Source organism: Cryobacterium sp. M25 (genome assembly GCF_002929635.1).
GTDB lineage: Bacteria > Actinomycetota > Actinomycetes > Actinomycetales > Microbacteriaceae > Cryobacterium > Cryobacterium sandaracinum.
Genome location: NZ_PJJU01000057.1, coordinates 233,845 through 254,902, shown reverse-complemented (window position 1 = coordinate 254,902; position 21,058 = coordinate 233,845). Strand labels below are relative to the sequence as shown.

The window sequence follows — 21,058 nt, the reverse complement described above, 5'->3', positions numbered from 1 at the left end:
TCCCGGTACTCCGCGGGGCTGAGTGACCTCCACGACGGCTCCTGGGTGAACCAATTCGACGGAGATTGTGGCGGAAACGAAGGTTTCGGCGAGTCTGGGGCCGATTTGGGCAGAATCTCCGTCGAATTCGTCTAGCCGGCGGCGCTGCTGTTTCCGCGGGGCCACTCCGCACCCCGTGGTCGTGCGTCAGCGTGAGAGTCGGTCGACGCACGCTGCCTCCGATGACAGGGACTGCTCCCAGCGGAACAATGCGGCGACCCCCAGGCCGCCGGCGATGCTGACCGCCGCGAGGGCGGCGTCCCCCGGCGTTGCCGCGGCGCGACACTGCTGCAGCAGCCTCAGCACCAGCAGGGCTCCGCTGGCGCCGAACGGATGCCCGAGGGCGAGCGCTCCGCCCTCGCGGTTGGCGTGCTCCTCCGCAACGCCGAGCAGATCGAGGGATGCAAGCACCTGCGCCGCGAACGCCTCGTTGAACTCGATCCGAGCCAGGTCGGCCCCGGTCAGGCCCTGCCGGAGCAGCACGAGGCGCGCGGCCTCGGCGCCGGCGATGCCGAGGAAGTTCGGGTCCGTGCCGGTGACCGCGGCGTCGACGAAGGATAACCAGCCGGTCAGTCCGAGTTCGCGTGCCCGCCGGCGGCTGGTGACCAGGACCACGACGGCGCCATCGGCATCCGCGCAGGAGTTGCCGGCGGTGACCGTTCCTCCCGGCCGGAAGACCGGCGCGAACCGGGCCAGCAGGGCCTTAGTCAGACCCGGGCGGGGACCCTCGTCGACGAAGACCGGGCCGGCCTCTGTCTGCAGCGGCACGATCTCGGGGGCCGGCACGGCGGCAGCCGTGGCGGCCAGCCGGTGACTGCGGAGGGCGAAGGCGTCCTGCCGCTGCCGGGAGATGCCGTAGCGGTCGGCCACGTTCTCGGCGGCGACGCCCATGTCGGGGTCGCCGACCGAGTCGGGGGCGAAACGCACGCGATCGAAGAAGTCCGGCTGCCCGGCGCTCGAGGTGAGCCGGTGCGCGCGCAGCGGGGCCGTGCTGCAACTCTCGACTCCCCCGGCAAGGTAGAGGTCGCCGGCGCCGGCGGCAACCAACCGGCAGGCCAGCACGATGGCCTCAAGGCCGGAGCCGCATTGCCGGTCGATCGTGAGGCCGGGGACGGAATCCGGCAGACCGGCCGTCAGCGCGGCGAGGCGGGCAACATTGCCGCCGCCGCCCGCCGCGTTGCCGATGATGACGTCGTCGATGGCAGCCGGGGACACCCCGCCGCCGGACACCACGGCGTTCAGCACGGGGGCCAGCAGGTCTTCGGCACGGGTGTGCGCGAACACCCCGTTGCGGCGGCCGAAGGCGGTGCGGCGGGCAAGAACGATCACGGGTTCCCGGGCAGCGTCGGTTGGCGGGCCGGCGGGCGAATCGACGGTGTCGGCGCTGGGAGCAGCTGAGCCGTCGGCACCGACCGCATCCGGCCGGACTGGGTCAGCGGAGCGGGCGCACACGACGGTCACCCTCCTCGATCCAGCGGCGCAGCATCACCCGGCTGATTTTACCGGCCGAGGTGAGCGGCAGTTCCGCCAGGGCGTAGTAGGCGCGGGGCCGGTGGGGCGCGGCGAGCAGAGCCGCGACGTGCGACCGGATGCGCACGGCATCCGTCTCGGAGCCCGCGATCACGGCGGCCACCACGCGGGTTCCGCGAACGGGGTCCGGCAGACCGGTGACGACGGCCGCCTCCACGCCGGGAAGGCCGCGCAGAGCCGCTTCGACCTGCTGCGGGTAGACGTTGTGCCCGGACGTGACGATGAGGTCGGCGCGGCGGCCGAGGTGGTGCAGCACGGCAGCCGGGTCGAGGAAGCCGATGTCGCCGACCGTGCACCAGTCGACCTCGCGGCGGAACGCCTCGCCGTCGTCGCCCCAGGCGTACCCGCCGCCCACCAGAAGGCTGCGCACGAATATGGTGCCCGGGGTGCCGGTCGGCAGGGCGCGTCCCGCGTCGTCCTGGATGCGCACCTCCACGCCGGGCAGAGCCCGCCCGACGGCGGTCGCCGAGATCGGCGACACCTCGCCGGGACGCAGCACGGATGCCGTCACGAAGCTCAGTTCGGCCGCCCCGTAGTACTCGAACACGCTGGCGTCCGGCGCCCAGAGGCGCAGCATCGACAGGGTTCCCGGGTCGAGTTTGGCCCCCGCACTCACGATGCCGGTGAGCCCCCTGCCGGTGGGTGGCCTGCCGTCCGTGCCGACGGACAGCGCGTGCGCGGCGATCACACGGAGCACGGTCGGCGCCGCCACGATCCGGGTGATCTGCTCGACAGTGACACAGGCGACAGCGTCGGCGGCGGAGAAGCGGGGCAGAGCGAAGAAGGCGGAGCCGGTGTGCAGCGATTCGGCGAAAGCGTAGAGGCTGAGGCTGGCAGAGAGCGGACCGGGCGCCAGTGTGCGGTCGTGCCGAGTCAGGCCGAAGAACTCGGTGCCCAGCGCGAACGAGCGCTGCCAGGAGGCTCGGCTGCGCGTGAATGCCTTGGGCACGGAGGTCGTGCCGGAGGTGAACCCGTAGAGGAAGTCCCTGTCGGGTGGACCGTCGCGCAGCTCCGTGCCGAGCAGGGGCGCGCCGGCGGCGACCCGTCCGTCCAACCCGGCGATCCTCGCCAGGCGTTCCTCGACCACCCTGCGCTGCGCCTCCGGCCAGTCAGGGTTGAGAATCGCAGAGCAGCGGCCGTCGGAGACGCCCGCGGCGAAGGCAACGGCGAACGCGGTGCCGTGGGGCAGGCAGACGCTGGAGATCCGGGGCGTCGCGGGCAGGATCGCCGCCGCCGCATCGCGGAGCTCGGCGAAGCTGATTCGGTCGGCGCCGACCGCGACGGCGGTGGCGTCGGGCTGAACCTGGGCCCAGTGTTGGAGTCGGTCGAGGAACGGCACGGGCTACTTCCTGGCGACGATCTCGCCGTGTGGGATACCGCACCAGCCATCGGGGTCGCCGGCCCACTGCAGCCACGCGGCCTGCATCATCCGAAGGTCGGCGAGGTCGGCCGCGCCAACCTCGATGGCGTGTGCCGCGAAGTCGGACTCGATCACCCGCTCGGCCCAGGATCGCCCCCACCACTCGCGTTCGACATCCGAGGCGAAGCACCAAAGGGATGCCGAACTCGCCACGTCGGTGAACCCGGCCTTGCGCGCCCAGGCTTTGAGAGCGCGCCCGGCGTCGGGGTCGCCGCCGTTCCAGTACTGCACGTCGCGGAAGGCGCTCTCCCACAGCTGCAGGCCCTGAAGCTTCGGGTAGTACATCACTCCCCCGGAATCGACGTCGCGGGCGGCGAGGATCCCGCCCGGTCTCAGCACGCGCCGGAACTCCCGCAGCGCGGCGACGGGGTTGGCGAGGTGCTGGAGCACCTGGTGCGCGTGCACGATGTCGAAGCTCGCGTCGGCGAAGCCGAGCGCGTAGGCGTCACCCACCCGGAACGACACGTTCCGCACCCCCTCATCGAAGGCCAGCCCGGCTGCGCGCCGCACAATCTGCTCCGACGCATCGATGCCGGTGACCTGACCGGGATACAGCCGGCGTGCCAGGTCGACCGTGACTGTGCCCGGACCGCAGCCCACGTCGAGCAGGGTCAGCCCGGCATCCAGGTGCGGAATCAGGTAGGCCGCCGAGTTGGCCACCGTGCGCCAGGTATGCGAGCGCAGCACGCTCTCGTGATGCCCGTGCGTGTACTGCTCCCGGGGCGCGGTCTCGGGGCGTGCCGGCTCGTCGATCATGAATCGATCCTAGGCGTGCGGGGGAATACTCCGACAGACGAAATGTGGATGAGACAGGGTGAAGGAATGAACCCCTTCGCCAGCATCAGCACGCTTCCGTTCGAGCTGCCCCCGTTCGCGCTGATTGCGGAGGAGCACTATCGGCCGGCGTTCCTGGACGGTATGTCCGAGCAGTTGGCCGAGATTGCGGCGATCTGCGCGAGCGCGGATGCCCCCACCTTCGACAACACGATGGTTCCGCTCAAGCGCAGCGGACCATTGCTGACCCGGGTGGCCGAGGTGTTCTTCAACCGGAGTTCGTCGGACTCCAGCGACTTCACCAACGCCCTCGAGGAGGAATTGGCCCCGCTCCTCGCGGCGCACGCGGACGCCATCCGTCTGGACCCTGGCCTGTTCACCCGGATCGCCGCTCTGCAGGAGCAGCGGGACCGGTTGGACCTGGAGCCGGAGGAGCGCTACCTGATCGAGCGGTACTTCACCGAGTTCACGCTCGCGGGCGCGGGCCTCGGCGACGACGACAAGGCCCGGCTGCGTGACTACAATAAGCGGCTCTCCACGGTCACCACCCGGTTCGAGAAGAACCTGCTCGCCGACACCATCGATCTGGCACTCGTGCTCGACGACGTGAGCGAGCTGGATGGCCTCACCCCAGGTCAGATCTCCGCCGCGGCCGAGGCCGCCCACGAGCGCGGCCTGACCGGCCGTTACGTGATCACTCTGGTGCTGCCTACCTCGCACCCCTACTTGGCACAGCTGACGAACCGGGGTGTGCGGGAGCGGCTGCTGGCCGCCTCACGGTCCCGGGGCATCCGTGGCGGGCTTTTCGACAACCGCGCCCTCGTGCTGGAGATCTCGCGGCTGCGCGCCGAGGGGGCCCGGCTGCTCGGATTCGACAGCCACGCGGCCGGCGTGACCGCGGACCAGACGGCGAAGACCCCGGAGGCGGTCACCGACATGCTCGGGCGCCTCGCGCCGGCGGCAGCCCGGAATGCGCGCGTCGAGCAGGCCGACCTGCAGGTGCAGATCGATGCAGACGGCGGGGACTTCGAGCTCGCCGCCTGGGACTGGGCCTTCTACACGGAGAGGGTGCGGCGAGTCCGCTACGACGTGGACACCGCGGCCATGCGCCCCTACTTCGAGTTGCCGTCAGGTTGATGCCGTGCGCGCCGACGACCGATCCGACCGCGGTCGCCAGACCGGAGCCGACCAGGATCGCGCAGGGCAGAGGCTGGTAGCCGAACGTCGATGATCGCGGCCACGACCATGGTCGCCGGCACCATCCACGCGCGCGCCAGCTTGAACACGGCGAGCCAGACCAGAACAACCAGCACCGCGAGCAGCGGCTGCTGCACGGCTGCCGTCACCGGGGCCGGGCAGATCGGGAACAGGATGCCGACAAGCATCGCACTGGCGATCGGCTTCGGGATACAGCACGCCGTCGATGCCGACCAGCAGGCAGAGCGCCAACAGGCCGGATGCCGCCTGCGAATCGGTGGCGCCCACGGCCTGCAGCCCGGCGATGACGAGCACGAATAAACCGGCGAATCCGGTGACCGCCGCAACAACGCCGACGAAGGCGGGCTGGTACACGGCGGCCCCCGGGCTCAGTTCGTTCGGGTGCCGAAGCGGGGTGAGGCCGGACGCTGAACCTAGGCGGACTTGTCGACGCGACGGGCCTTGTGCAGCACGATCGTGGGCTCGGCGTTATCGAGCACGGCGGCCCGGGTGACCACGACGCGCGCCACCTCGGAGCTCGACGGCACCTCGAACATGATCGGTCCGAGCACCTCTTCCATGATCGCTCGCAGGCCGCGCGCACCGGTCTTGCGCAGGACCGCGAGGTCGGCGATGGCCTCCAGCGCCGGCTGTTCGAATTCGAGCTCGACGCCGTCGAGCTGGAACATGCGCTGGTACTGCCGCACGAGGGCGTTCTTCGGGACAGTTAAAATCTGCATCAGGGCCACCTGGTCGAGCTGGGTGACGGTGGTGACCACGGGCAGACGGCCGATGAACTCGGGGATCAGGCCGAATTTGTGCAGGTCTTCGGGGAGCACCTCACTGAACAGGTTGACGTCGTCGCCCTTGCTGTGAAGCGGAGCGCCGAACCCGATGCCCTTCTTGCCGGCCCGCGTCGAAATGATGTCATCCAGGCCCGCGAACGCGCCGGCCACGATGAACAGCACATTCGTGGTGTCGATCTGAATGAATTCCTGGTGCGGATGCTTGCGCCCACCCTGCGGCGGAACCGAGGCCACAGTGCCCTCGAGAATCTTCAACAGGGCCTGCTGCACACCCTCGCCGGACACGTCGCGGGTGATCGAGGGATTCTCGGCCTTGCGCGCGATCTTGTCGATCTCGTCGATGTAGATGATGCCGGTCTCGGCGCGCTTGACGTCGTAGTCGGCGGCCTGGATCAGCTTGAGGAGGATGTTCTCCACGTCTTCACCGACATAGCCGGCCTCGGTGAGGGCCGTCGCATCCGCCACGGCGAAGGGAACGTTGAGGCGTTTTGCCAGCGTCTGGGCGAGGTAGGTCTTGCCGCAGCCGGTAGGGCCAATCAACAGAATGTTGGACTTGGCGATCTCCACGTCGTCGTGGATGGCGTCGGCGGCGGTGAGGGTGGAGCGGGAGCGTACGCGCTTGTAATGGTTGTAGACGGCAACGGCGAGGGCGCGCTTGGCGGCTTCCTGCCCGATGACGTATTCCTCGAGGAAGCCGAAGATCTCCTTCGGCTTGGGCAATTCGAATTCGCCGGCACCGTCTTCAGCGGTGGCTTCGGCCAAACGCTCCTCGATGATCTCGTTGCACAACTCGACGCACTCGTCACAGATGTAGACACCGGGGCCCGCAATGAGCTGCTGCACCTGCTTCTGGCTCTTTCCGCAGAAAGAGCACTTCAACAGGTCAGCGCTTTCGCCTATTCGGGCCATCCGTCAGCCTCCTCCATTGATAACTGCATCGAGCCTAGCCTGTGCCTGTGCGGCACGGGTGCAGGCTGACCGCATCTGGCGAATAACGTTCAGGCACCGTTGTGCCCGAACTCTCCGATATGCGAAACGCGACGGATGCCCGGCTCCGTTGAGCCCGGACATCCGTCGCGTTCACGGTTTCTCTCTACTACTTGACGAGCGTGGGCACGTTTTTGCGGCTGGTCAGGATCTGGTCGATCAGGCCGTACTCGAGGGCCTCGGCCGAGCCGAGGATCTTGTCGCGGTCGATATCCTTGTGAACCTGCTCCGCGCTGCGGTTGGAGTGGTGAGCAATGGTGAATTCGAGCCACTCCCGCATCCGCTGAATCTCAGCTGCCTGGATCTCGATGTCGGAGGCCTGACCTCCGCCCTGTCCGCCGGCCGAGGGCTGGTGGATGAGGATGCGGGCGTTGGGAAGGGCGAGGCGCTTCCCGGGTGTGCCGCCGGCAAGCAGCACGGCCGCAGCGGATGCCGCCTGGCCGAGGCAGACCGTCTGGATGTGCGGACGAATGTACTGCATCGTGTCGTAGATCGCCGTCATCGCGGTGAAGGAGCCACCCGGCGAGTTGATGTACATCACGATGTCCCGGTCCGGGTCCTGGCTCTCGAGCACCAGGAGCTGGGCCATGACGTCATCGGCGGACGCGTCGTCCACCTGCACGCCGAGAAAGATGATGCGGTCCTCGAAGAGCTTCGCGTAGGGGTCCTGGCGCTTGTAGCCGTAGGCCGTGCGCTCTTCAAACGTGGGAAGGATGTATCGGGCCTCGGGAGCCTGCGAAACGCGGCCCCCGGCCTGGTGACCAAAATTCGTGAATTCCATGTCGTCTCGCCCGTCCTACTTCTTGTTCACTGAGTCGTTGGTGCCGCCGCCGCCGACCACTTCCGACGCGGAACCGCGCAGGTGGTCGACAAAACCATAGGCCACGGCCTCGTGAGCGGTAAACCAGTTGTCGCGGTCGTTGTCGATGAGGATCTGCTCGACCGACTTGCCGGTCTGCTCTGCCGTGAGTTCGGCCATCCGCTTCTTCATATCCAGGATGACCTTCGCCTGCGTCTGGATGTCGGCGGCCGTGCCACCGAATCCGCCGGACGGCTGGTGCAACAGGACCCGGGCGTTGGGTGTGATGTACCGCTTGCCCTTGGTTCCAGAGGACAACAGGAACTGCCCCATCGAGGCAGCGAGTCCGATGCCGACGGTGACGATGTCGTTCGGAACGAACCTCATCGTGTCGTAAATGGCCATGCCCGCCGTGATTGAGCCGCCGGGCGAGTTGATGTACAGGAAGATATCCCGCTCCGAGTCCTCTGCGGCCAGCAGCAGGATTTTGGCACAAATCTCGTTGGCGTTCTCATCCCGGACCTCTGAACCCAGCCAGATGATGCGGTCTTTCAGCAGTCGGTCAAAAATGCCCGGTGTAGGTGTCATATCGGCCATGTCGCGCTCCGTTTCACTTGTCGCTTCAAATTGAATCTATAGGAGCCGACGCTCCGGAACGGCTGTGTTCGCCCTCGGCAGATAACGCGCCGCCCACGCATCCGTCGCTCCGAACCAATTCGACGGAGATTTTGCTCTCCTGGCCCCGAAAACCGTGAATAACGGCCCTAAACCCGAAAATCTCCGTCGAATTGGTCCAGGGCGGGATGCCTGAGGGACAGGGACGGGATCAGGGACATGGGCGTGGTGGGGGCGGGGGCGGCAGGGCAGAAACGAGGAACGGGCCGGATGTCTGTGACATCCGACCCGTACGCTCGCGTGAGCGGTCGTCGTGCTACTTCTTGGCGGCGGCCTTCTTCTTCGCCGCGGAGGCCTTGATGGCCTCGACCTCGGCGTCGACCTCGGCGGCGTCGGAGTCGTCCTCTTCGATCTCCTCGTCCTCGTCCTCGCCGGACGCCTCGTCGGCGACCGCGACGAACTCGGACAGGTCGACGGCGTTGCCGTTGGAGTCAACGACCTCGGCCTTGCCCAGTGCGATGGCGAGGGCCTTGTTGCGCGCAACCTCGGCCACCATCGACGGGATCTGACCGTTGCCGCTCAGCGCCTGGACGAATTCGCTCGGGTCCATGCCGTACTGGGCTGCGCCCTGGATCAGGTACTGGGTGAGCTCGTCCTGGCTGACCTGGACCTTCTCGGCCTCGGCGATGGTGTCGAGCAGGATCTGCTGACGGAAGGTCTTCTCGCTGGCTTCGGTGACCTCGGCGCGGTGCTCGGCGTCTTCGAGGCGGTTCTCGCCCTCGAGGTGGCGACGAACCTCGTCCTCGATGATCGCGGTCGGAATCGGCACCTCGACCGACTCGAGCAGCTGCTCGACGAGCTTCTCGCGGGCCTGGGTGCCCTGGCCGAAGACCTTGGAGCGCTCGACCTGGCCCTTGAGGCTCTCGGTCAGTTCGGCGATGGTGTCGAACTCGCTGGCGATCTGCGCGAAGTCGTCGTCGGCGGTGGGAAGCTCGCGCTCCTTGACGGCGCCGACGGTGACGGTGATCTCGGCGGTCTCGCCCTCGTGGTCCCCACCCATGAGGTTGGAGTTGAAGGTGGTGGTCTCGCCGGCGCTGAGGGAGTCGAGCGCCTCGTCGATGCCGTCGATGAGGTCGCCGGAGCCGACCTCGTAGGAGATGCCGGTGGCGTTGTCGACCTCGACGCTGTTGATGGCGGCGATCAGGTCGATCTGCACGAAGTCGCCCGTGGTGGCGGGGCGATCGACGGTGACGAGCGTGCCGAAGCGGCTGCGCAGGTTGTCGAGTTCCTCGGTGACCTCTTCATCGGACACCTCGACGGCGTCGACGGTGAGCTTCAGCCCGGAGTAGTTCGGCAGGTCGATCTCGGGGCGCACGTCGACCTCGATGGCCAGTTCCAGGTCTCCGGAGAAGTCCTTGTCGCTGGGCCAGGCGACGATGTCTGCCTCGGGGCGGCCCAGTGGGCGCAGCTTGTGCTCGGTCACGGCCGAGCGGTAGAAACCGTCGAGGCTCTCGTTGACCGCATGCTCGAGCACGGCGGACTTGCCGACACGCTGGTCGATGATGGCCGGCGGGACCTTGCCCTTGCGGAAGCCGGGAATGTTGATGTCCTCGGCGATGTGGCCGTAGGCGTGGGTGATGCTGGGCTTCAGCTCCTCGGGAGCCACCGAGATGGTGACCTTCGCGCGAGTGGGGCTCAGTTGTTCTACCGTGGACTTCACGTGGCAATCTCCTGTGTTCGACCGATGTATTTAGGGGGTGTTGGTCGGGGCGACAGGATTCGAACCTGCGACCTCTCGGCCCCAAACCGAGCGCTCTACCAAGCTGAGCTACGCCCCGGACAATTTCTCAACCCGGTGATGGCATCCGCTTGGCGCGCAGAGTTCGCGCAATTCGCGGAATGACCTCAATAAGTCTACTGCACGGTCCGGATGCCGCGGGTCGAGACGTGCAGCTGGCGACCGTCGACGTGTACTACGCTGAGTGAGTGCGCAGGGAACTGCGCCCGGGGGATGTAGCTCAATGGTAGAGCCTCAGTTTTCCAAACTGATGGCGCGGGTTCGATTCCCGTCATCCCCTCCCAGTGAATCGCAAGGCCCGTGAGGTCACCTCCCAGCCGTCCGAAGCCTAAATCCCGTCCAAAACCCGTCCAACTCTAGGACGCACGGATCCATCGTCCGAGACCTGAGACAACAACCGTGTCGTCGGGAACCACGAGGTTCGGCGCGAAAACGGCATACTCCTGACCCAGGTGGTTCCGGTGGGCGTTGTGCCGAATGTCGAACTCAAGGCAACGATGTGTGGAGTAGAGCGTCGCGGTCACGCGTGCGTCCGCGTCGTAGGTTAGAAGCCACCGCGCGTCAGTTTCGGCGAGGGCATCGGCTACACCTTGGTGGTCATCCGCAGATAACCCGCTCATATACAACTGATCCCCCTGCACCAGATATGGCGGGTCCACGTACACGAAGTATTGACTGGCTTCGGCCCCAAGCGACCGAATCATGACTCTGGCATCGAGTTCAGTTACGGTGACGCGCGCGGCGAAGTCACCCAAGAATCGAACGCGTCCCGAGAGATTCGGGCGATTGAATCGTGCATCAATCTTCCACGTCCCCGCTTGGTCTAGACCACCAATTGGACGCGCGGTGAGTATGCCGGACCGGTTCGTGCGGTTGAGGAAGAAGGTAGCGAATCCGAGACTGAGGTCATCGACGCCTTCTGGATTTAGATACACGTCACGCCAACGGTGCCAGGCGTCCAGACTCACGTCCTCGGAATCGATCATGTCGGCGAACTCTTCCGGCGCGTCAAACACCGCTCGCCAGAAAGCCGCTATGCCGGGGTTCAAGTCGTTGATATGGATCCGGTCGACGTCACCATCAACCAAAAGCTTCAAGGCGACGCCAGCACCACCAGCAAACGGCTCGGCATAGATCTCTGGAAGAGGGTCCTGCCAAGACATGAGGGTGGAAATGTAAGGAGCCAATCGGCCCTTCCCGCCTGGGTATCGAAGCGGGCTGATGAACCTCATTCGCGCGGATTGTCCCTAATGTACTCATCGATCTTGACTAGGAGAGGGCCGTACGCCGCACTCAACTCTCGAATGTCTTTGGACAACGGAGACTTATTCCAAGCGTGGACGTAACCGTTCATAGTCTTCGGAGACAATGCTCCGTCGCTCTGGATCAACACGCGGGCCCTCGCTAACGATGGTTCTTTGCACGTCGGATCGATCGTGTTAGCGCAGGAGAGGATCTTGGCCTTGAACTCAGTGTTATCTGCGTTTGTACGCCCTCTAAAACTATAGAAGCTGGCGCTAACGAGATCCAAGACGACACGCAGCATCACAGCGCAAAGGTTTGGAGATGTGTCGATGTAGAGCTTCTGCGCCTCCTTCAGCACGTCAGCGGTTCGGAGGTCCATGTGTTTCAGAGAAATGCCCTGGAATATGTGCAGTTCCTCTCGATTCCTCTTTCGTCGGCTCGCTGAAAGCCCTCCGATAGTGTCTTCACTCTCGACCTCCCCGCCGTCGGGTTGGCCTTCTCCGTTGCCGTCGCCGTCGCCTCTGGTCGCCTCTTCGTCTGTCTGGGTACCGATGGCTACCTGAGCGGCGGCCCATTCGCCAACGGCAATTGGTTTTTCAAGCCGCGAACGCTCGTGAGGGACCTCGTTCAGCATTCGATCCATGTAATTTTCGAGATAAGACTTGTCTCGAAGATTTGTCGCGTTCTCAGTTCCTGAGGCGAGATCACGGAATAAGCGCTCCAAAAGCGGCAGCAACTCTTCGACGTTATGGCGGACGTACAACACGCCATCGAGCTGCTCGAACCCGAAGTGTGCTCTCCGTTCCGGATTCTGTATCACCCGCCCCAGAGTCGTAGACACTTCGGCTTCGACCTTGTCAACGTCGCGCAGGAACTGCGTTTCGTCGGGGAAGAGAGTTCTCATCGCCTCAGCAAATCGCATCGCCGCGTCGGTTTGCGATCCTCGCTGCTTTCGAAATCGATTCTGCTCCGGTGACCCCCAGGGGACAGTTCCCGCACCACCATTTTCTCCAGTGTGCCGGAGTTCGATCCAGTGATCGGCCTCTGCCCGCTCGTCAACCACGATGCAGAGCACCTCGTCAGGAACCGCCTCTTTCAGGTGCAGCGCTTCGAATGCTTCGAGATATGGGGATTCGAGCTCAATCAGCCACGGATTGTGAATCAAACGCAACGCAACGACTCGGCGGTTCCCCTCAAGTGCAATGTAGGAATCGCCATCGGCTACGACAATAGGTAGCGAGCTCGGGTCCAAACCATAGGTCACGATGTCGGTGGCAAGGCTGAGGATCTTCCTGGGCATTTTGGACATGAGTGCCGCGATGGCCTCTTCTGTCGTCTCGACGACCAAATGACGCGGGTTTTCAAAGTTTGGAATTAGCTTCTGCGTCGATACAGGTTCCAGGTTTGAGCTCATGTTGTCGATACTCCCAGAGTTCCAACCCTGAGCTCGACCGGTGGCTGCCTCCCTTACAGGGGTGGGGATACCACTACGCCTCAGCGACGAACGCCTCGAAGCGGGCTATCTGTTCGTTGTAGTCGCTGGGATACAGGTGCGCGTAGATGCCGTCTGTCGTAGCGACAGACGCGTGACCCATCCATCGGCTGACCTCGTAGGGCTTGAACCCGGCTGCGAACATCAGGGACGCGCACGTGTGGCGCAGGTCGTGGAAGCGGATGGTCGTCGGGATGCCTGCCCGTTCAGCTGCGGGGCGCATGTAGTACTTCAGCACTCCCCCGAGGTCGACGGGTCGCGTCCAGTCCAGGCGTCGCGAGCCGTTGGAGCGGCCCGGCCAGAACAGCGCGTCGGGGTCGCCGGAGTGCGGGTGCCGGAGCAGGTGCAACTTCAAGGCTGCGATGAGGTCGCGGTTCAGCAGGGGAACGTTGCGCGTTGAACGCTTGGACTTCGGAGTGCCGACGGTCCACTCCCCTCCCAAGCGCTTCACGGTCTGACGAACCTCGATGTGTCCAGCCGTAAAGTTCACGTCTCGCACGCGCAGCCCAGTAATCTCTGCGGCGCGCAGCCCTGTGTACGCGGCGAAACGAGTCAATGTTTCGAGCGGCGCGTAGTCCTTCAACTGGGCAGCGAGCGCGTCGGCCTGCTTCGCGGTCAGGAACACCGGAGCGAAGTCCGCACTCGGGACGTTCTTGGGCAACTCGACCCCGTCGCAGGGGTTGAACGAGATGAGCCGGTGGCGCATGGCGTAGCGGAACACCTTATTCAGCAGGACGTAGTGGTTGTGCACCGTGTTCGGTGCGAGGCCGTCCCGCGTGAGGTCTGCGACCCAACGTTCCACATCCTGCCCGGTGATGGTCGAGATACGCCGTGAGCCGAAGCGCGGGAGGATCTTCTTGTCGAACAGGTTCTCGTACTGCACAAGCGTTCCCGCTTTCAGACTCGAACGGCTCGCCTCGAAGGAAGCTGCTGCCACTTCGCGGAACGTCTTGAAGTTCTTGGCGAGCGGAGCCGTGATGTCGCCCGAGGCCTTGGTGTCCTCCACCTTCAGGGCGAAGCGCTCGGCCTCACGCTTCACGGTGAAGGTGCGCTGCATCTTCCTGTCGCCCTCGCGCCAGTGCACCTCGAATGCGATTCCGTTTGGTGCCTTCTTGCGTTGCACTTCGCGTACGTGTGCCATCAGTATTCGCCGTCCTCGGCTGGAGAAATTCGGGTGTCAGGGTGGAAGAAGCCGAGTTCCCAGTCGCGCTCGGTGGCTCCGGACCAGATATACCGGGCGTGGATTCGGATGCCGGTGTAGAGCCGCGTGATGCTGACAATCACGGCCGGGTGGTCGTCGGACTCCATAACCACTTGGCCGGGCTGAAGGTCACCAGCGCGGACGCTCACCGTGGCAGGTCGCAGGTTGTATGCAGTGCCGAGGGTCTGACGTGCCGTGTGCCGGTGCAGCTCGGCGCTCATGCTGCGACCTTCTCCGCAGAACGACGGACGACACCGCCGACAACGGTGTGTGACCACTGGCCGGCACCGCTCTGCGTGGGCACACCTTCAATGTTGAGTCGTCGGGCGATGGCGGAAAGGCTCAGCCCTGCCGCGTGGTGCAGCAGGATCGCAGCTTGCACCTCGGGCGTGACTTGGGAGGGCTTGCCGAGTTGGACACCCTCAGCCTTCAGCGCTGCCAAGGCTGCTGACGTGCGCTCGCCGATCAGTTCGCGCTCGAACTGCGCCACCTGCATCAGTACCCCGGCGATGAATCGGCCCGTTGCGTTGCCTGTGTCCAAGTCGAAGTCCAGCACGGCGATGGCCCAACGCTGCCGGTGTGAGGTGGCGAGGAGGTCGCTGAAGTCGATGACCGACCGAGACAGGCGGTCGAGCTTGGCTGCGACGAGGCCGTCTGCGGTGCGACGCTTCCGGTTACGCAACACGGCGAGCGCGGCCTGCAAGCCGGGACGGTCAGTGTCCTTGCCGGATACACCGTCGTCCACGTACCACCCGACGATCTCCCACCCCTTGACGGTCGCCGTCGACAGGATCGCTTCACGCTGCGCCTCGATGCCGAGGGAGGTGTCGCGGCTCCTGTCGGCGCGGCTGATGCGCAGATAGCCGAGCATCCGTTTGCTCATGCCTGAGCCGCCTTGGTGGTCGTTGTCTTGGTCGGAGCGGCCTTGCGCGTGGCAGGCTTGGCGGCTGTGGCACGAACGGGAGCTTCCTTGGGAACGGCCTTCGCCTTGGGTTCCGGCTTGGGAGCTGTGGCCTTGGCGTAGGCAGCCTCGGCGGCGGCGAGCCCACGTGCAGCCTTGGCCTTGGTCTCTGCTTCAAGCTCGGCGGCTCGGGTGGCGATGCGTGCCTGGTTGCCCTCGCTCTTCTGGAACGCACCGCGCAGAGCCGAGCTGAGGTAGACGGACAGCGGGTCTACCTTGTAGCCGGTCTGCTCCTCCAGCCACGCGGCGTAGGCGGCGATGACCGGGGTTACTTCCTTGGCTGCGTAGTTGGCGAGAGCCGGGGTCTGCTTGGTGTTCGACATGATGGTTTCTCCTTGGTGGTTTCGGAGCGGTGATCCTCGTCATCGCTCGGAGGGAAGTTAAACCTGCTTTTGTTGCATATGGCAACAAAGCATTTGCTGGCCATTTGGTGGCAGATAATCGGTCGGCTCATACCGGCCTCACGGAACGCCTAGCTCGTGTGGCCCGGACCATCCTCATGTGGCTCCGGGCCTTCTACCGCTGCGTCAGCTCATGTCCGCCTGGCTCGACCGCGCCTTGCCACGTCGGCTCGCGGCGACTCGGGCTTGGTCCGCAGTCATGCCGAGACCCCGGCTGGAGAAGTTGTCCCCGCGCTCCCGAGCCAAGATGTACTGCTCGCGGGACAGTCTGGAGGCGCGGGTCTCGGGTTCGGGCGGAGCCTGCTCGAACAGGTCCCGCTCCTGGACTGCGCGCTCCTCGTTGCTGACGAGAGGCCGCTTGCGCTTGGGTGCCACTCCCTCACGCTCTGCGACCTCAGCCACGCGGCGGTCCCGATCCCTCTCGTACGCCTCGGCATCCTCCACAACGTCCGCGTCGATCACGTTGGGGTCTTCGTCGGTGTCCTCCGCAACGTCCACGAGCACACCGTCGAGCACGTCCTCGTATGTGCGCTTGGGAGTCATCGCGATCTCGATCTCCTGCTTGCTCGCGAGGCCTGCCCGGTCGAGGCCGTCGCGGATGGCGACGAGGCGTGCTTGCACGGGCTGCTTGTCGTCCAGGGCGATCCTCAGCAGTGCGGACATGAGGTCATCCGCCCGCATCAGCAGCCGCACCTGTGCCGCAGCGCGCACCTGAGGAGCTGCCCCGCCATGCATCCGACACACCGCTGCACCGTTGCTCGGTCGGTTCCCACATGGCTGACCGTTGCGCCGCCGAGCCTTGCATAGGGTCACGCCCTGTAAGGGGTTCAATTCCTTGTTACTCATGTCAACTCTCCAGTTCTCTTTTTCGTGCTTGTTGTGTTGGTTTTCATCCGCCGGACCGGCCGGACCGCCCTTTTTAGAACTTCTTCTCGGGAGGCGTATAAGGAGAAGTTCTACGGGAGCCGGTCCGGCCGGTCCGGGGTGCGTAAATCATGAGGAGTCGCGCCAACGCATGCCTTCCCAAATGCGCTGTTTTCCGGTCACGGCGCTCTCTTCCGCAGGCCGCTTGAGGTACGGACCGGGTCCGGACAGGTGCGCCGGGCGGGATACCAGGAGGTTGGTGACGCTGGCACGGCGCTGGTGCACGCCCCGGTCCTTGAACTGCGGATGCTCTGCGAAGCGCTCCGCGTAGGTGTTGAGCGACCAACCCTGCTTGTTGTGCTGCTTGGCCCAGGCGTCGAACTCCATCCACACCTCGGAGGCGAGGACGACAGCACCCTTCTCGAAAACGAGCCGATCGTTGACGAACTGCATCACGTCGTCTGCAAGAAGCTGCCATTCGGCCGTAGCCACCTGTATGCGCTCGGGAGCGTCGGGCGTGCGCATCCCGAGTGCGTACCAGCGCATCGCCCCGGCCACGAGCCACGAGAGCACGGCCTCCTCGGGCACTGTGCGGAAGTGGTGTCGCAGAGCGGGGTCTCCGCGCTTCTCGCCGGGCCTGAGCGCCTTGTTCCGAACGAACCGATACGGGAACACCACCATCTGCAAGCGCCGCCATGTTCCGTGGTCAGTCTCAGTGACGAGAGGGCGGTGGTTCGAGGTTACGAACATCGTGTGCGTTGCCTGCCACACCACGGTCTTGCCGTAGAGAGGGCGACCGTCCAGAGTTGCCGTGCCGGCCAGATCCTTGAGGCGCTTGGTCGAGAGTCGACCACCCTGCGGCATCTCCTCAAGGACCACGAGCCGCTTACCGCGAAGCTCCATCATCTCCGGCACACTCTCACCGGGCTTGGCGAGCATGACCTTCTCGGGCACTGGTCCCGCGAAAGATCCGAGAGCCTCCTTGATCCCGTCGAGGATGGACGACTTGCCGTTCTCGCCGCCACCCTGAAGGAAGGTCACCTTGTCGTGGTCGGGCGGATAACCGGTGATGGCCTGCCCAAACAGCAACTGCACATGCTCGTGCAGCTCGGGCGGCAGCGCTCGGAGCGCCTTGGTCCACATTGCCGAACTCGCTTTGGGGTTGTACGACACACGCGTGATGCTCGTGAACTTGAAGTCCAGGGAGTGCGCCTGGACGCTGCCCGACCGCAGATCGACCACACCATTGGGCGTGTTCAGGTGGTCCGGGTGGTTGTCGAATTCGCTATAGGGCGTTTCGAGGATGCCCCTGAGCAAGGCCGCGACGTTTTCGATTTTCCCTCGGCGAAGAAGCTGGGCGACCTGACCGAGGTTGGACTCCCGCCTCAGCTCCGCTTCGACGACAGCTTTCAGTTCCGCTCGAACGGCCTCGACGATAGACGTATTCGAAGACGACTTCCAAAACTTGCCGGTGTTGTGCAGCCAGTCCTTCAGCTGGGAGACGTACGCATATTTGCCGCGTAGCTGTTCGGCAACGTACTCAGCGAGTGGACCATCCTCGAAGCTCGGACCTGCCGCATCAGCCGCCGCGCGCTTGCTTGGCTCTCGTGCGTCGCGGGTCCACGCGGAATCCAGATTGACGCGAGCTGCGGCCTCCGTGTACGGATGATCACCATGCTCTTCAACCGCCTCCTGGAACGCCTGAAGGATGGGCCAGGCCTCGGTCTCCTGGGCGTAGCGCTCGTCGCGGAGCTGACAGGCCAGCCACAGCCCGGAGTTGTCGCGTCCTTCGCCGTCGTCAACCTTGGTCAGTGCCTTCTGGAGGAGTTCGTGTGCATCGCGGCGAGCGCCTTGGACCGGCGACGACAGGATGAGGTTATGCAGCTCTCCGGCGGTGCGACCGGAGGTGAACCAGTCGTTCAGGTCGGTGCCCTCTGGAAGCGTCACTATGCGAAGTTCTCGAACAAGCGAAGTCAGTTTCTGCGCCCACCCCTTCGCGGCCTTCCGTCCGGCGTCGTCTGCATCCATAGCTATCGCTACACGGCGACCACGGAGAGCCTCGCGCTGTTCCTCGGGCGGAACGCTCTTCTCGCCGTTGGTGCCGCACACCGCGACGAGCCCCGCATCGATGGCGGCGAGCACATCCAGCTCACCGCCGCCGACAATGACCCATGCGTCCGCGCTGGCGTCCCTCAACACTTCGACGGGGTAGAGCCTGGTTGGACTGCCCCGACCGTCATTGCGCATTTTCGAAGCCCCTTGCGGCGGGTTCGGCAGGTGACGGCGCAGGTTGACCTCGTCGCCGTCCAGATCCAAGACCGGAAAGCCAATTCGATCTCTATCGGCGCGCAAGCCAAATCGCTGGGCGCATTCGGACGAGACTGCTCGCCCGGCAAGGTAATCAAGGTGGGTCGTGCTGAGTGATTGTTTGGTCGGTTTATTGGGTGGAGTCTCGCGAGCTCTCACCCCGCTGAGACGAATCGTTTGTACCACGGTGGTCTACTTCGAGTCGGTCGTGGGCGCGACGGTGCAGGCGACGATGTAGGCATCGAGCTGTTCCTGCGAGTGGCGCGCGTGGAGGCCTCCGAGCCGCGTGTAACCGAGCTTGCCGGTCTGGCGGGCACGGATCACCTGCCGCTCGGAAAGGCCGAGGTACTGTGCAGCTTCTGTGGTGTCGAACCAGCGGCGAGCACTGGGGTTCTGAACGGTCATTGCGAATTCCTCCAGGGAGTTCGCGCCTTAAATGCGAAAAGGCGCACGTGCGGGGCTGCAACCCATCGGTGATGAGTTGGAAGCCTCTCGTCTCGTACGCCCGAAGTCCCGAGGACTGGGTGAATGCCGTTCTGCGTTTTCGCCTCTCAAGAGGCTCCGCCGTCCGGTTATCCGCTTTCTCCAAAGTGCGGAAGACGACGCGCCTCGCAAGCGCGATCATGCATAGAGGTAATGCTCGATATTGTGCCCTGCTGGGCTCTGTCTTAGTTGCGTATCCCCGGTCTACGCCGGTCTGGTTCCGATTTTACCTGATTAGGCTCGGTCTCCGCTGGTGGGCGGCGGACGGCCTCAACTTCAACGTTCGACAGTTGGTGCGAAGCGTTCCAGAGCGCGCTTCAGGCGCACGGTCTGGAAGCGGAACGGGTCGTTCTCGGTGGGAACATCGCAGAACCACTCCAGCCCCTCGCAGCCCAGCTCGTCCGTTGCGCGGATGAGGTCGAGACCGAGCAACGGGACGCGGGCGCTTCGGCTCAGCGCGCCTCGGAAGTAGAGCATCTGGAAGTTGTGCGCCACCTCCCACGCGGACAGCCGGGCGTCGTTGTCTTTCCACTTCGCGAGGCGCATGCTCGCCTCGGTGACCGTGCCCCGCGTCTTCGGGTGCATGCACTCGGCTGGAGCGGCGAGATAGGTCAGCGTCGCCAGCGCCACCGCCGGAAGCGTGAGCATGCTGGTCTTCGCGGTGAGACGGGGTTCGGGCTCGTCCTCCACGTCCCAGAAGACGTCGTGGTAGGTCTCGAACGGGCTCACAAGCGGCGCAAACACCGCAGGCGGTACAATTGTTGATACAGACATTTGGTTTCCTCCTGATGGTTGTACTGTTCCGAGTGGTCGACCTCGGCAGGCGCGCTCCAGACTCGGGCGCGGCTGCCGGGGTCTTTCTGTTACTGCCAGCGCGGCGTCGTGTTGATGGGTTGAAAGTTCGACCGGGGCATCAGCGAGAGCGTCCGCTGAGTGGCCGCGATGGGGTCGGCAACCTTCGCCGCCAAGGAGTCGGTGCTCTTGCCGTAGCTCTGCTGCAAGCGCCGCATCTTCTCGACTTCGCCTCGCAGCCTGGTGTAGCGCCGCGTGAGTTCGACAACGTCCTTGCCGCGCACCAGATCGTCCCGGACGGCCTCCAGCTCCTGCCGCAGCGCGAACGCTCCTTCGACGCTGGACTTGCCTCGGGCCACGTGGCTCTCTGCCTGCGCCGTGATCATCTGCTCCATGGGCCGAACGCGATCGAACACCTCCTCGTCCACAGCCGCAATGGTGCGGCGCTCGACTTCCGAGTTCGCGTAGGACGCGTCGCGAGCTGCCATGCGTGGCTCGTCGAGGGCGTCTTCCGGGCAGTAGGTGAGGAAGTATCCGCCCTGCTCGACTGCGGGTTGAACCTGCTCGATGTCGTCGCCCTCGGGGCTGTCGACCTTGCGTACTCCTGTAATTTTCTTCATGGTTTCCTCTCTTAGCCCCGGCGCTGCATGCGCTCGCGGTGCTGACGTTCGATGTCGGGGTTGGCTGTGTTCTGGATGCGGGCGAGGGTCGCCCGGCGCTTGTCTTCCGCCTCGAAGGCCTCGGCGAACTCATCGGCTACGGCGTCGAGCCGCTCCGCGAGAGCGTTGGTCGCGGACTGGAAATCCGCTGCCGTGTCAGCGAGTGCCTTTTCGAGGAACTTGCTCCGTCCGTCGCGGGGAAACTCCGGTAGACCGGTTCGCGGGTCGAGCTTGCCGACGAAACTCTGCGTGGGGATCCAGCTCCTCCGGTGTGGTCCTGGCATTGTTCATTTCCTCTCTCTGTTGGTGGGTCCTGCGTGTTTGGTCGTTGCGAGCGCGGCGGCGACCTCGGGATACACAAGGCCGTACGGCTCTAGCCCGGCGAGCAGCGCCTGCCGGACGAAGGTCGCCTTGCTGGTGCCGCCCGACATAGCCACGAGCGAGTCGATCGCCGCGCTGACTTCGCGTGGCACCATCGTCTCGATTCGTGCCCCTCGGGTGATGCCGTGGGATGGTCTTGCCATCGGGTCCTCCGCTGCTCTCTGGTTAGTGACGGGAGTAACTTAACTCCAGCGGAAGGCTGAAAGGCAAATGGCTTCGAGAACTAATTGCCTGATGGGATCCACTTTTGATCTCCACATCAGCAAGCGGCGAGAGGTCGAGGCGAGGGAGGCTTGAAGGCAAACAA

At 64.8% G+C, this 21,058-nt stretch carries 23 protein-coding genes, 2 tRNA genes and 1 pseudogene; 3 read left to right on the top strand and 23 right to left on the bottom strand.

What is annotated here, in order from left to right; genetic code table 11:
* Positions 1–186: 186 nt before the first annotated feature.
* Genes CXY81_RS14300 through CXY81_RS14290 form a run of 3 tightly spaced genes read right to left on the bottom strand, consistent with a single transcriptional unit; the run spans position 187 to position 3,745 of the window.
* Positions 187–1,500 carry an acetyl-CoA C-acyltransferase gene (locus CXY81_RS14300; protein ID WP_369828397.1) on the bottom strand — a complete coding sequence of 438 codons (1,314 nt, stop codon included), beginning with the start codon at positions 1,498–1,500 and terminating at the stop codon, positions 187–189.
* Positions 1,472–2,908 (bottom strand): class I adenylate-forming enzyme family protein, encoded by a 1,437-nt coding sequence (locus tag CXY81_RS14295; protein WP_104195235.1) that lies wholly within the window; start codon positions 2,906–2,908, stop codon positions 1,472–1,474. Before CXY81_RS14295 ends, CXY81_RS14300 begins: the two co-directional genes overlap by 29 nt.
* 3 nt (positions 2,909–2,911) lie before the next feature.
* Positions 2,912–3,745 (bottom strand): class I SAM-dependent methyltransferase, encoded by an 834-nt coding sequence (locus tag CXY81_RS14290; protein ID WP_104195234.1) that lies wholly within the window; start codon positions 3,743–3,745, stop codon positions 2,912–2,914.
* Positions 3,746–3,811: 66 nt separating this feature from the next.
* Here CXY81_RS14290 and CXY81_RS14285 point away from each other — a divergent pair, with 66 nt between their 5' ends.
* Positions 3,812–4,900 (top strand): M3 family metallopeptidase, encoded by a 1,089-nt coding sequence (locus CXY81_RS14285; protein ID WP_104195233.1) that lies wholly within the window; start codon positions 3,812–3,814, stop codon positions 4,898–4,900.
* Here the strand turns inward: CXY81_RS14285 and CXY81_RS17590 are convergent.
* Positions 4,876–5,148, bottom strand: a complete 273-nt coding sequence (locus CXY81_RS17590; protein WP_369828395.1) for a hypothetical protein — start codon at positions 5,146–5,148, stop codon at positions 4,876–4,878. The genes CXY81_RS14285 and CXY81_RS17590 overlap by 25 nt on opposite strands.
* Here CXY81_RS17590 and CXY81_RS17585 point away from each other — a divergent pair.
* On the top strand, positions 5,135–5,281 hold the full coding sequence (locus CXY81_RS17585; protein WP_369828394.1) for a hypothetical protein: 147 nt from the start codon (positions 5,135–5,137) through the stop codon (positions 5,279–5,281). The two genes, CXY81_RS17590 and CXY81_RS17585, sit on opposite strands and share 14 nt — an antisense overlap.
* Before the next feature lie 113 nt (positions 5,282–5,394).
* Here CXY81_RS17585 and clpX read toward each other — a convergent pair whose 3' ends face one another.
* From clpX to CXY81_RS14255, 5 genes are all read right to left on the bottom strand, one after another.
* Positions 5,395–6,675: an ATP-dependent Clp protease ATP-binding subunit ClpX gene (clpX, locus tag CXY81_RS14275; protein ID WP_104170289.1), complete on the bottom strand. Its 1,281-nt coding sequence runs from the start codon at positions 6,673–6,675 to the stop codon at positions 5,395–5,397.
* Between the two features lie 187 nt (positions 6,676–6,862).
* The gene (locus CXY81_RS14270; RefSeq protein ID WP_104195231.1) at positions 6,863–7,534 is read right to left on the bottom strand and encodes an ATP-dependent Clp protease proteolytic subunit; all 672 of its coding nucleotides are present in this window, start codon (positions 7,532–7,534) and stop codon (positions 6,863–6,865) included.
* Positions 7,535–7,549: 15 nt separating this feature from the next.
* Positions 7,550–8,149: an ATP-dependent Clp protease proteolytic subunit gene (locus CXY81_RS14265; RefSeq protein ID WP_104170288.1), complete on the bottom strand. Its 600-nt coding sequence runs from the start codon at positions 8,147–8,149 to the stop codon at positions 7,550–7,552.
* A 334-nt stretch (positions 8,150–8,483) separates the two neighbouring features.
* Positions 8,484–9,887 carry a trigger factor gene (gene tig / locus CXY81_RS14260; protein ID WP_104170287.1) on the bottom strand — a complete coding sequence of 468 codons (1,404 nt, stop codon included), beginning with the start codon at positions 9,885–9,887 and terminating at the stop codon, positions 8,484–8,486.
* A 41-nt stretch (positions 9,888–9,928) separates the two neighbouring features.
* A tRNA-Pro gene (locus CXY81_RS14255) sits at positions 9,929–10,005 on the bottom strand.
* A 169-nt stretch (positions 10,006–10,174) separates the two neighbouring features.
* Here CXY81_RS14255 and CXY81_RS14250 point away from each other — a divergent pair.
* Positions 10,175–10,245, top strand: a tRNA-Gly gene (locus tag CXY81_RS14250).
* 76 nt (positions 10,246–10,321) lie between these two features.
* Here the strand turns inward: CXY81_RS14250 and CXY81_RS14245 are convergent.
* From CXY81_RS14245 to CXY81_RS14185, 14 genes and pseudogenes are all read right to left on the bottom strand, one after another.
* Complete coding sequence (locus tag CXY81_RS14245) at positions 10,322–11,197, bottom strand: DNA adenine methylase (protein WP_104195230.1); 876 nt, start codon at positions 11,195–11,197, stop codon at positions 10,322–10,324.
* Positions 11,194–12,624, bottom strand: coding sequence for a hypothetical protein (locus tag CXY81_RS14240; protein WP_146067708.1), 1,431 nt, complete (start codon positions 12,622–12,624; stop codon positions 11,194–11,196). Before CXY81_RS14240 ends, CXY81_RS14245 begins: the two co-directional genes overlap by 4 nt.
* Positions 12,625–12,697: 73 nt before the next feature.
* Positions 12,698–13,843 (bottom strand): tyrosine-type recombinase/integrase, encoded by a 1,146-nt coding sequence (locus tag CXY81_RS14235; RefSeq protein ID WP_104195228.1) that lies wholly within the window; start codon positions 13,841–13,843, stop codon positions 12,698–12,700.
* A complete protein-coding gene (locus tag CXY81_RS14230) occupies positions 13,843–14,124 on the bottom strand; it encodes a hypothetical protein (RefSeq protein WP_104195227.1) in 282 nt (93 codons plus the stop codon). Before CXY81_RS14230 ends, CXY81_RS14235 begins: the two co-directional genes overlap by 1 nt.
* The gene (locus CXY81_RS14225; protein WP_104195226.1) at positions 14,121–14,786 is read right to left on the bottom strand and encodes a recombinase family protein; all 666 of its coding nucleotides are present in this window, start codon (positions 14,784–14,786) and stop codon (positions 14,121–14,123) included. Before CXY81_RS14225 ends, CXY81_RS14230 begins: the two co-directional genes overlap by 4 nt.
* Positions 14,783–15,187: a hypothetical protein gene (locus tag CXY81_RS14220; protein ID WP_104195225.1), complete on the bottom strand. Its 405-nt coding sequence runs from the start codon at positions 15,185–15,187 to the stop codon at positions 14,783–14,785. The genes CXY81_RS14225 and CXY81_RS14220 overlap by 4 nt, the downstream gene beginning before the upstream one ends.
* A 204-nt stretch (positions 15,188–15,391) precedes the next feature.
* A complete protein-coding gene (locus CXY81_RS14215) occupies positions 15,392–15,976 on the bottom strand; it encodes a hypothetical protein (RefSeq protein WP_104195224.1) in 585 nt (194 codons plus the stop codon).
* 18 nt (positions 15,977–15,994) lie between these two features.
* Positions 15,995–16,111 (bottom strand): annotated as a pseudogene (locus CXY81_RS17580) (hypothetical protein); the annotation flags it as partial.
* A gap of 147 nt (positions 16,112–16,258) precedes the next feature.
* Positions 16,259–18,445 carry a phage/plasmid primase, P4 family gene (locus tag CXY81_RS14210; RefSeq protein ID WP_104195223.1) on the bottom strand — a complete coding sequence of 729 codons (2,187 nt, stop codon included), beginning with the start codon at positions 18,443–18,445 and terminating at the stop codon, positions 16,259–16,261.
* Between the two features lie 183 nt (positions 18,446–18,628).
* Positions 18,629–18,841: a helix-turn-helix domain-containing protein gene (locus CXY81_RS14205; protein WP_104195222.1), complete on the bottom strand. Its 213-nt coding sequence runs from the start codon at positions 18,839–18,841 to the stop codon at positions 18,629–18,631.
* A 354-nt stretch (positions 18,842–19,195) separates the two neighbouring features.
* The gene (locus CXY81_RS14200; RefSeq protein WP_146067707.1) at positions 19,196–19,693 is read right to left on the bottom strand and encodes a hypothetical protein; all 498 of its coding nucleotides are present in this window, start codon (positions 19,691–19,693) and stop codon (positions 19,196–19,198) included.
* A gap of 89 nt (positions 19,694–19,782) precedes the next feature.
* Positions 19,783–20,331, bottom strand: a complete 549-nt coding sequence (locus tag CXY81_RS14195; protein WP_104195220.1) for a hypothetical protein — start codon at positions 20,329–20,331, stop codon at positions 19,783–19,785.
* A gap of 11 nt (positions 20,332–20,342) precedes the next feature.
* Entirely contained in the window at positions 20,343–20,654 is a 312-nt protein-coding gene (locus CXY81_RS14190; RefSeq protein WP_104195219.1) for a hypothetical protein, read from the bottom strand.
* Between the two features lie 3 nt (positions 20,655–20,657).
* Positions 20,658–20,894: a hypothetical protein gene (locus tag CXY81_RS14185; protein ID WP_146067706.1), complete on the bottom strand. Its 237-nt coding sequence runs from the start codon at positions 20,892–20,894 to the stop codon at positions 20,658–20,660.
* Positions 20,895–21,058: the final 164 nt, after the last annotated feature.

Bases quoted from the DNA above. Each gene is read 5' to 3' on its own strand.
- CXY81_RS14205 (WP_104195222.1), bottom strand. From the start codon at position 18,841: ATGACCGTTCAGAACCCCAGTGCTCGCCGCTGGTTCGACACCACAGAA.
- CXY81_RS14245 (WP_104195230.1), bottom strand. From the start codon at position 11,197: ATGAGGTTCATCAGCCCGCTTCGATACCCAGGCGGGAAGGGCCGATTG.
- CXY81_RS14285 (WP_104195233.1), top strand. From the start codon at position 3,812: ATGAACCCCTTCGCCAGCATCAGCACGCTTCCGTTCGAGCTGCCCCCG.
- CXY81_RS14225 (WP_104195226.1), bottom strand. From the start codon at position 14,786: ATGAGCAAACGGATGCTCGGCTATCTGCGCATCAGCCGCGCCGACAGG.
- CXY81_RS14195 (WP_104195220.1), bottom strand. From the start codon at position 20,331: ATGAAGAAAATTACAGGAGTACGCAAGGTCGACAGCCCCGAGGGCGAC.
- clpX (WP_104170289.1), bottom strand. From the start codon at position 6,675: ATGGCCCGAATAGGCGAAAGCGCTGACCTGTTGAAGTGCTCTTTCTGC.
- CXY81_RS17590 (WP_369828395.1), bottom strand. From the start codon at position 5,148: ATGCTTGTCGGCATCCTGTTCCCGATCTGCCCGGCCCCGGTGACGGCA.
- CXY81_RS17585 (WP_369828394.1), top strand. From the start codon at position 5,135: ATGCCGACAAGCATCGCACTGGCGATCGGCTTCGGGATACAGCACGCC.
- CXY81_RS14200 (WP_146067707.1), bottom strand. From the start codon at position 19,693: ATGTCTGTATCAACAATTGTACCGCCTGCGGTGTTTGCGCCGCTTGTG.
- CXY81_RS14230 (WP_104195227.1), bottom strand. From the start codon at position 14,124: ATGAGCGCCGAGCTGCACCGGCACACGGCACGTCAGACCCTCGGCACT.
- CXY81_RS14265 (WP_104170288.1), bottom strand. From the start codon at position 8,149: ATGGCCGATATGACACCTACACCGGGCATTTTTGACCGACTGCTGAAA.
- CXY81_RS14270 (WP_104195231.1), bottom strand. From the start codon at position 7,534: ATGGAATTCACGAATTTTGGTCACCAGGCCGGGGGCCGCGTTTCGCAG.
- CXY81_RS14240 (WP_146067708.1), bottom strand. From the start codon at position 12,624: ATGAGCTCAAACCTGGAACCTGTATCGACGCAGAAGCTAATTCCAAAC.
- CXY81_RS14190 (WP_104195219.1), bottom strand. From the start codon at position 20,654: ATGCCAGGACCACACCGGAGGAGCTGGATCCCCACGCAGAGTTTCGTC.
- CXY81_RS14235 (WP_104195228.1), bottom strand. From the start codon at position 13,843: ATGGCACACGTACGCGAAGTGCAACGCAAGAAGGCACCAAACGGAATC.
- CXY81_RS14185 (WP_146067706.1), bottom strand. From the start codon at position 20,894: ATGGCAAGACCATCCCACGGCATCACCCGAGGGGCACGAATCGAGACG.
- CXY81_RS14290 (WP_104195234.1), bottom strand. From the start codon at position 3,745: ATGATCGACGAGCCGGCACGCCCCGAGACCGCGCCCCGGGAGCAGTAC.
- CXY81_RS14220 (WP_104195225.1), bottom strand. From the start codon at position 15,187: ATGTCGAACACCAAGCAGACCCCGGCTCTCGCCAACTACGCAGCCAAG.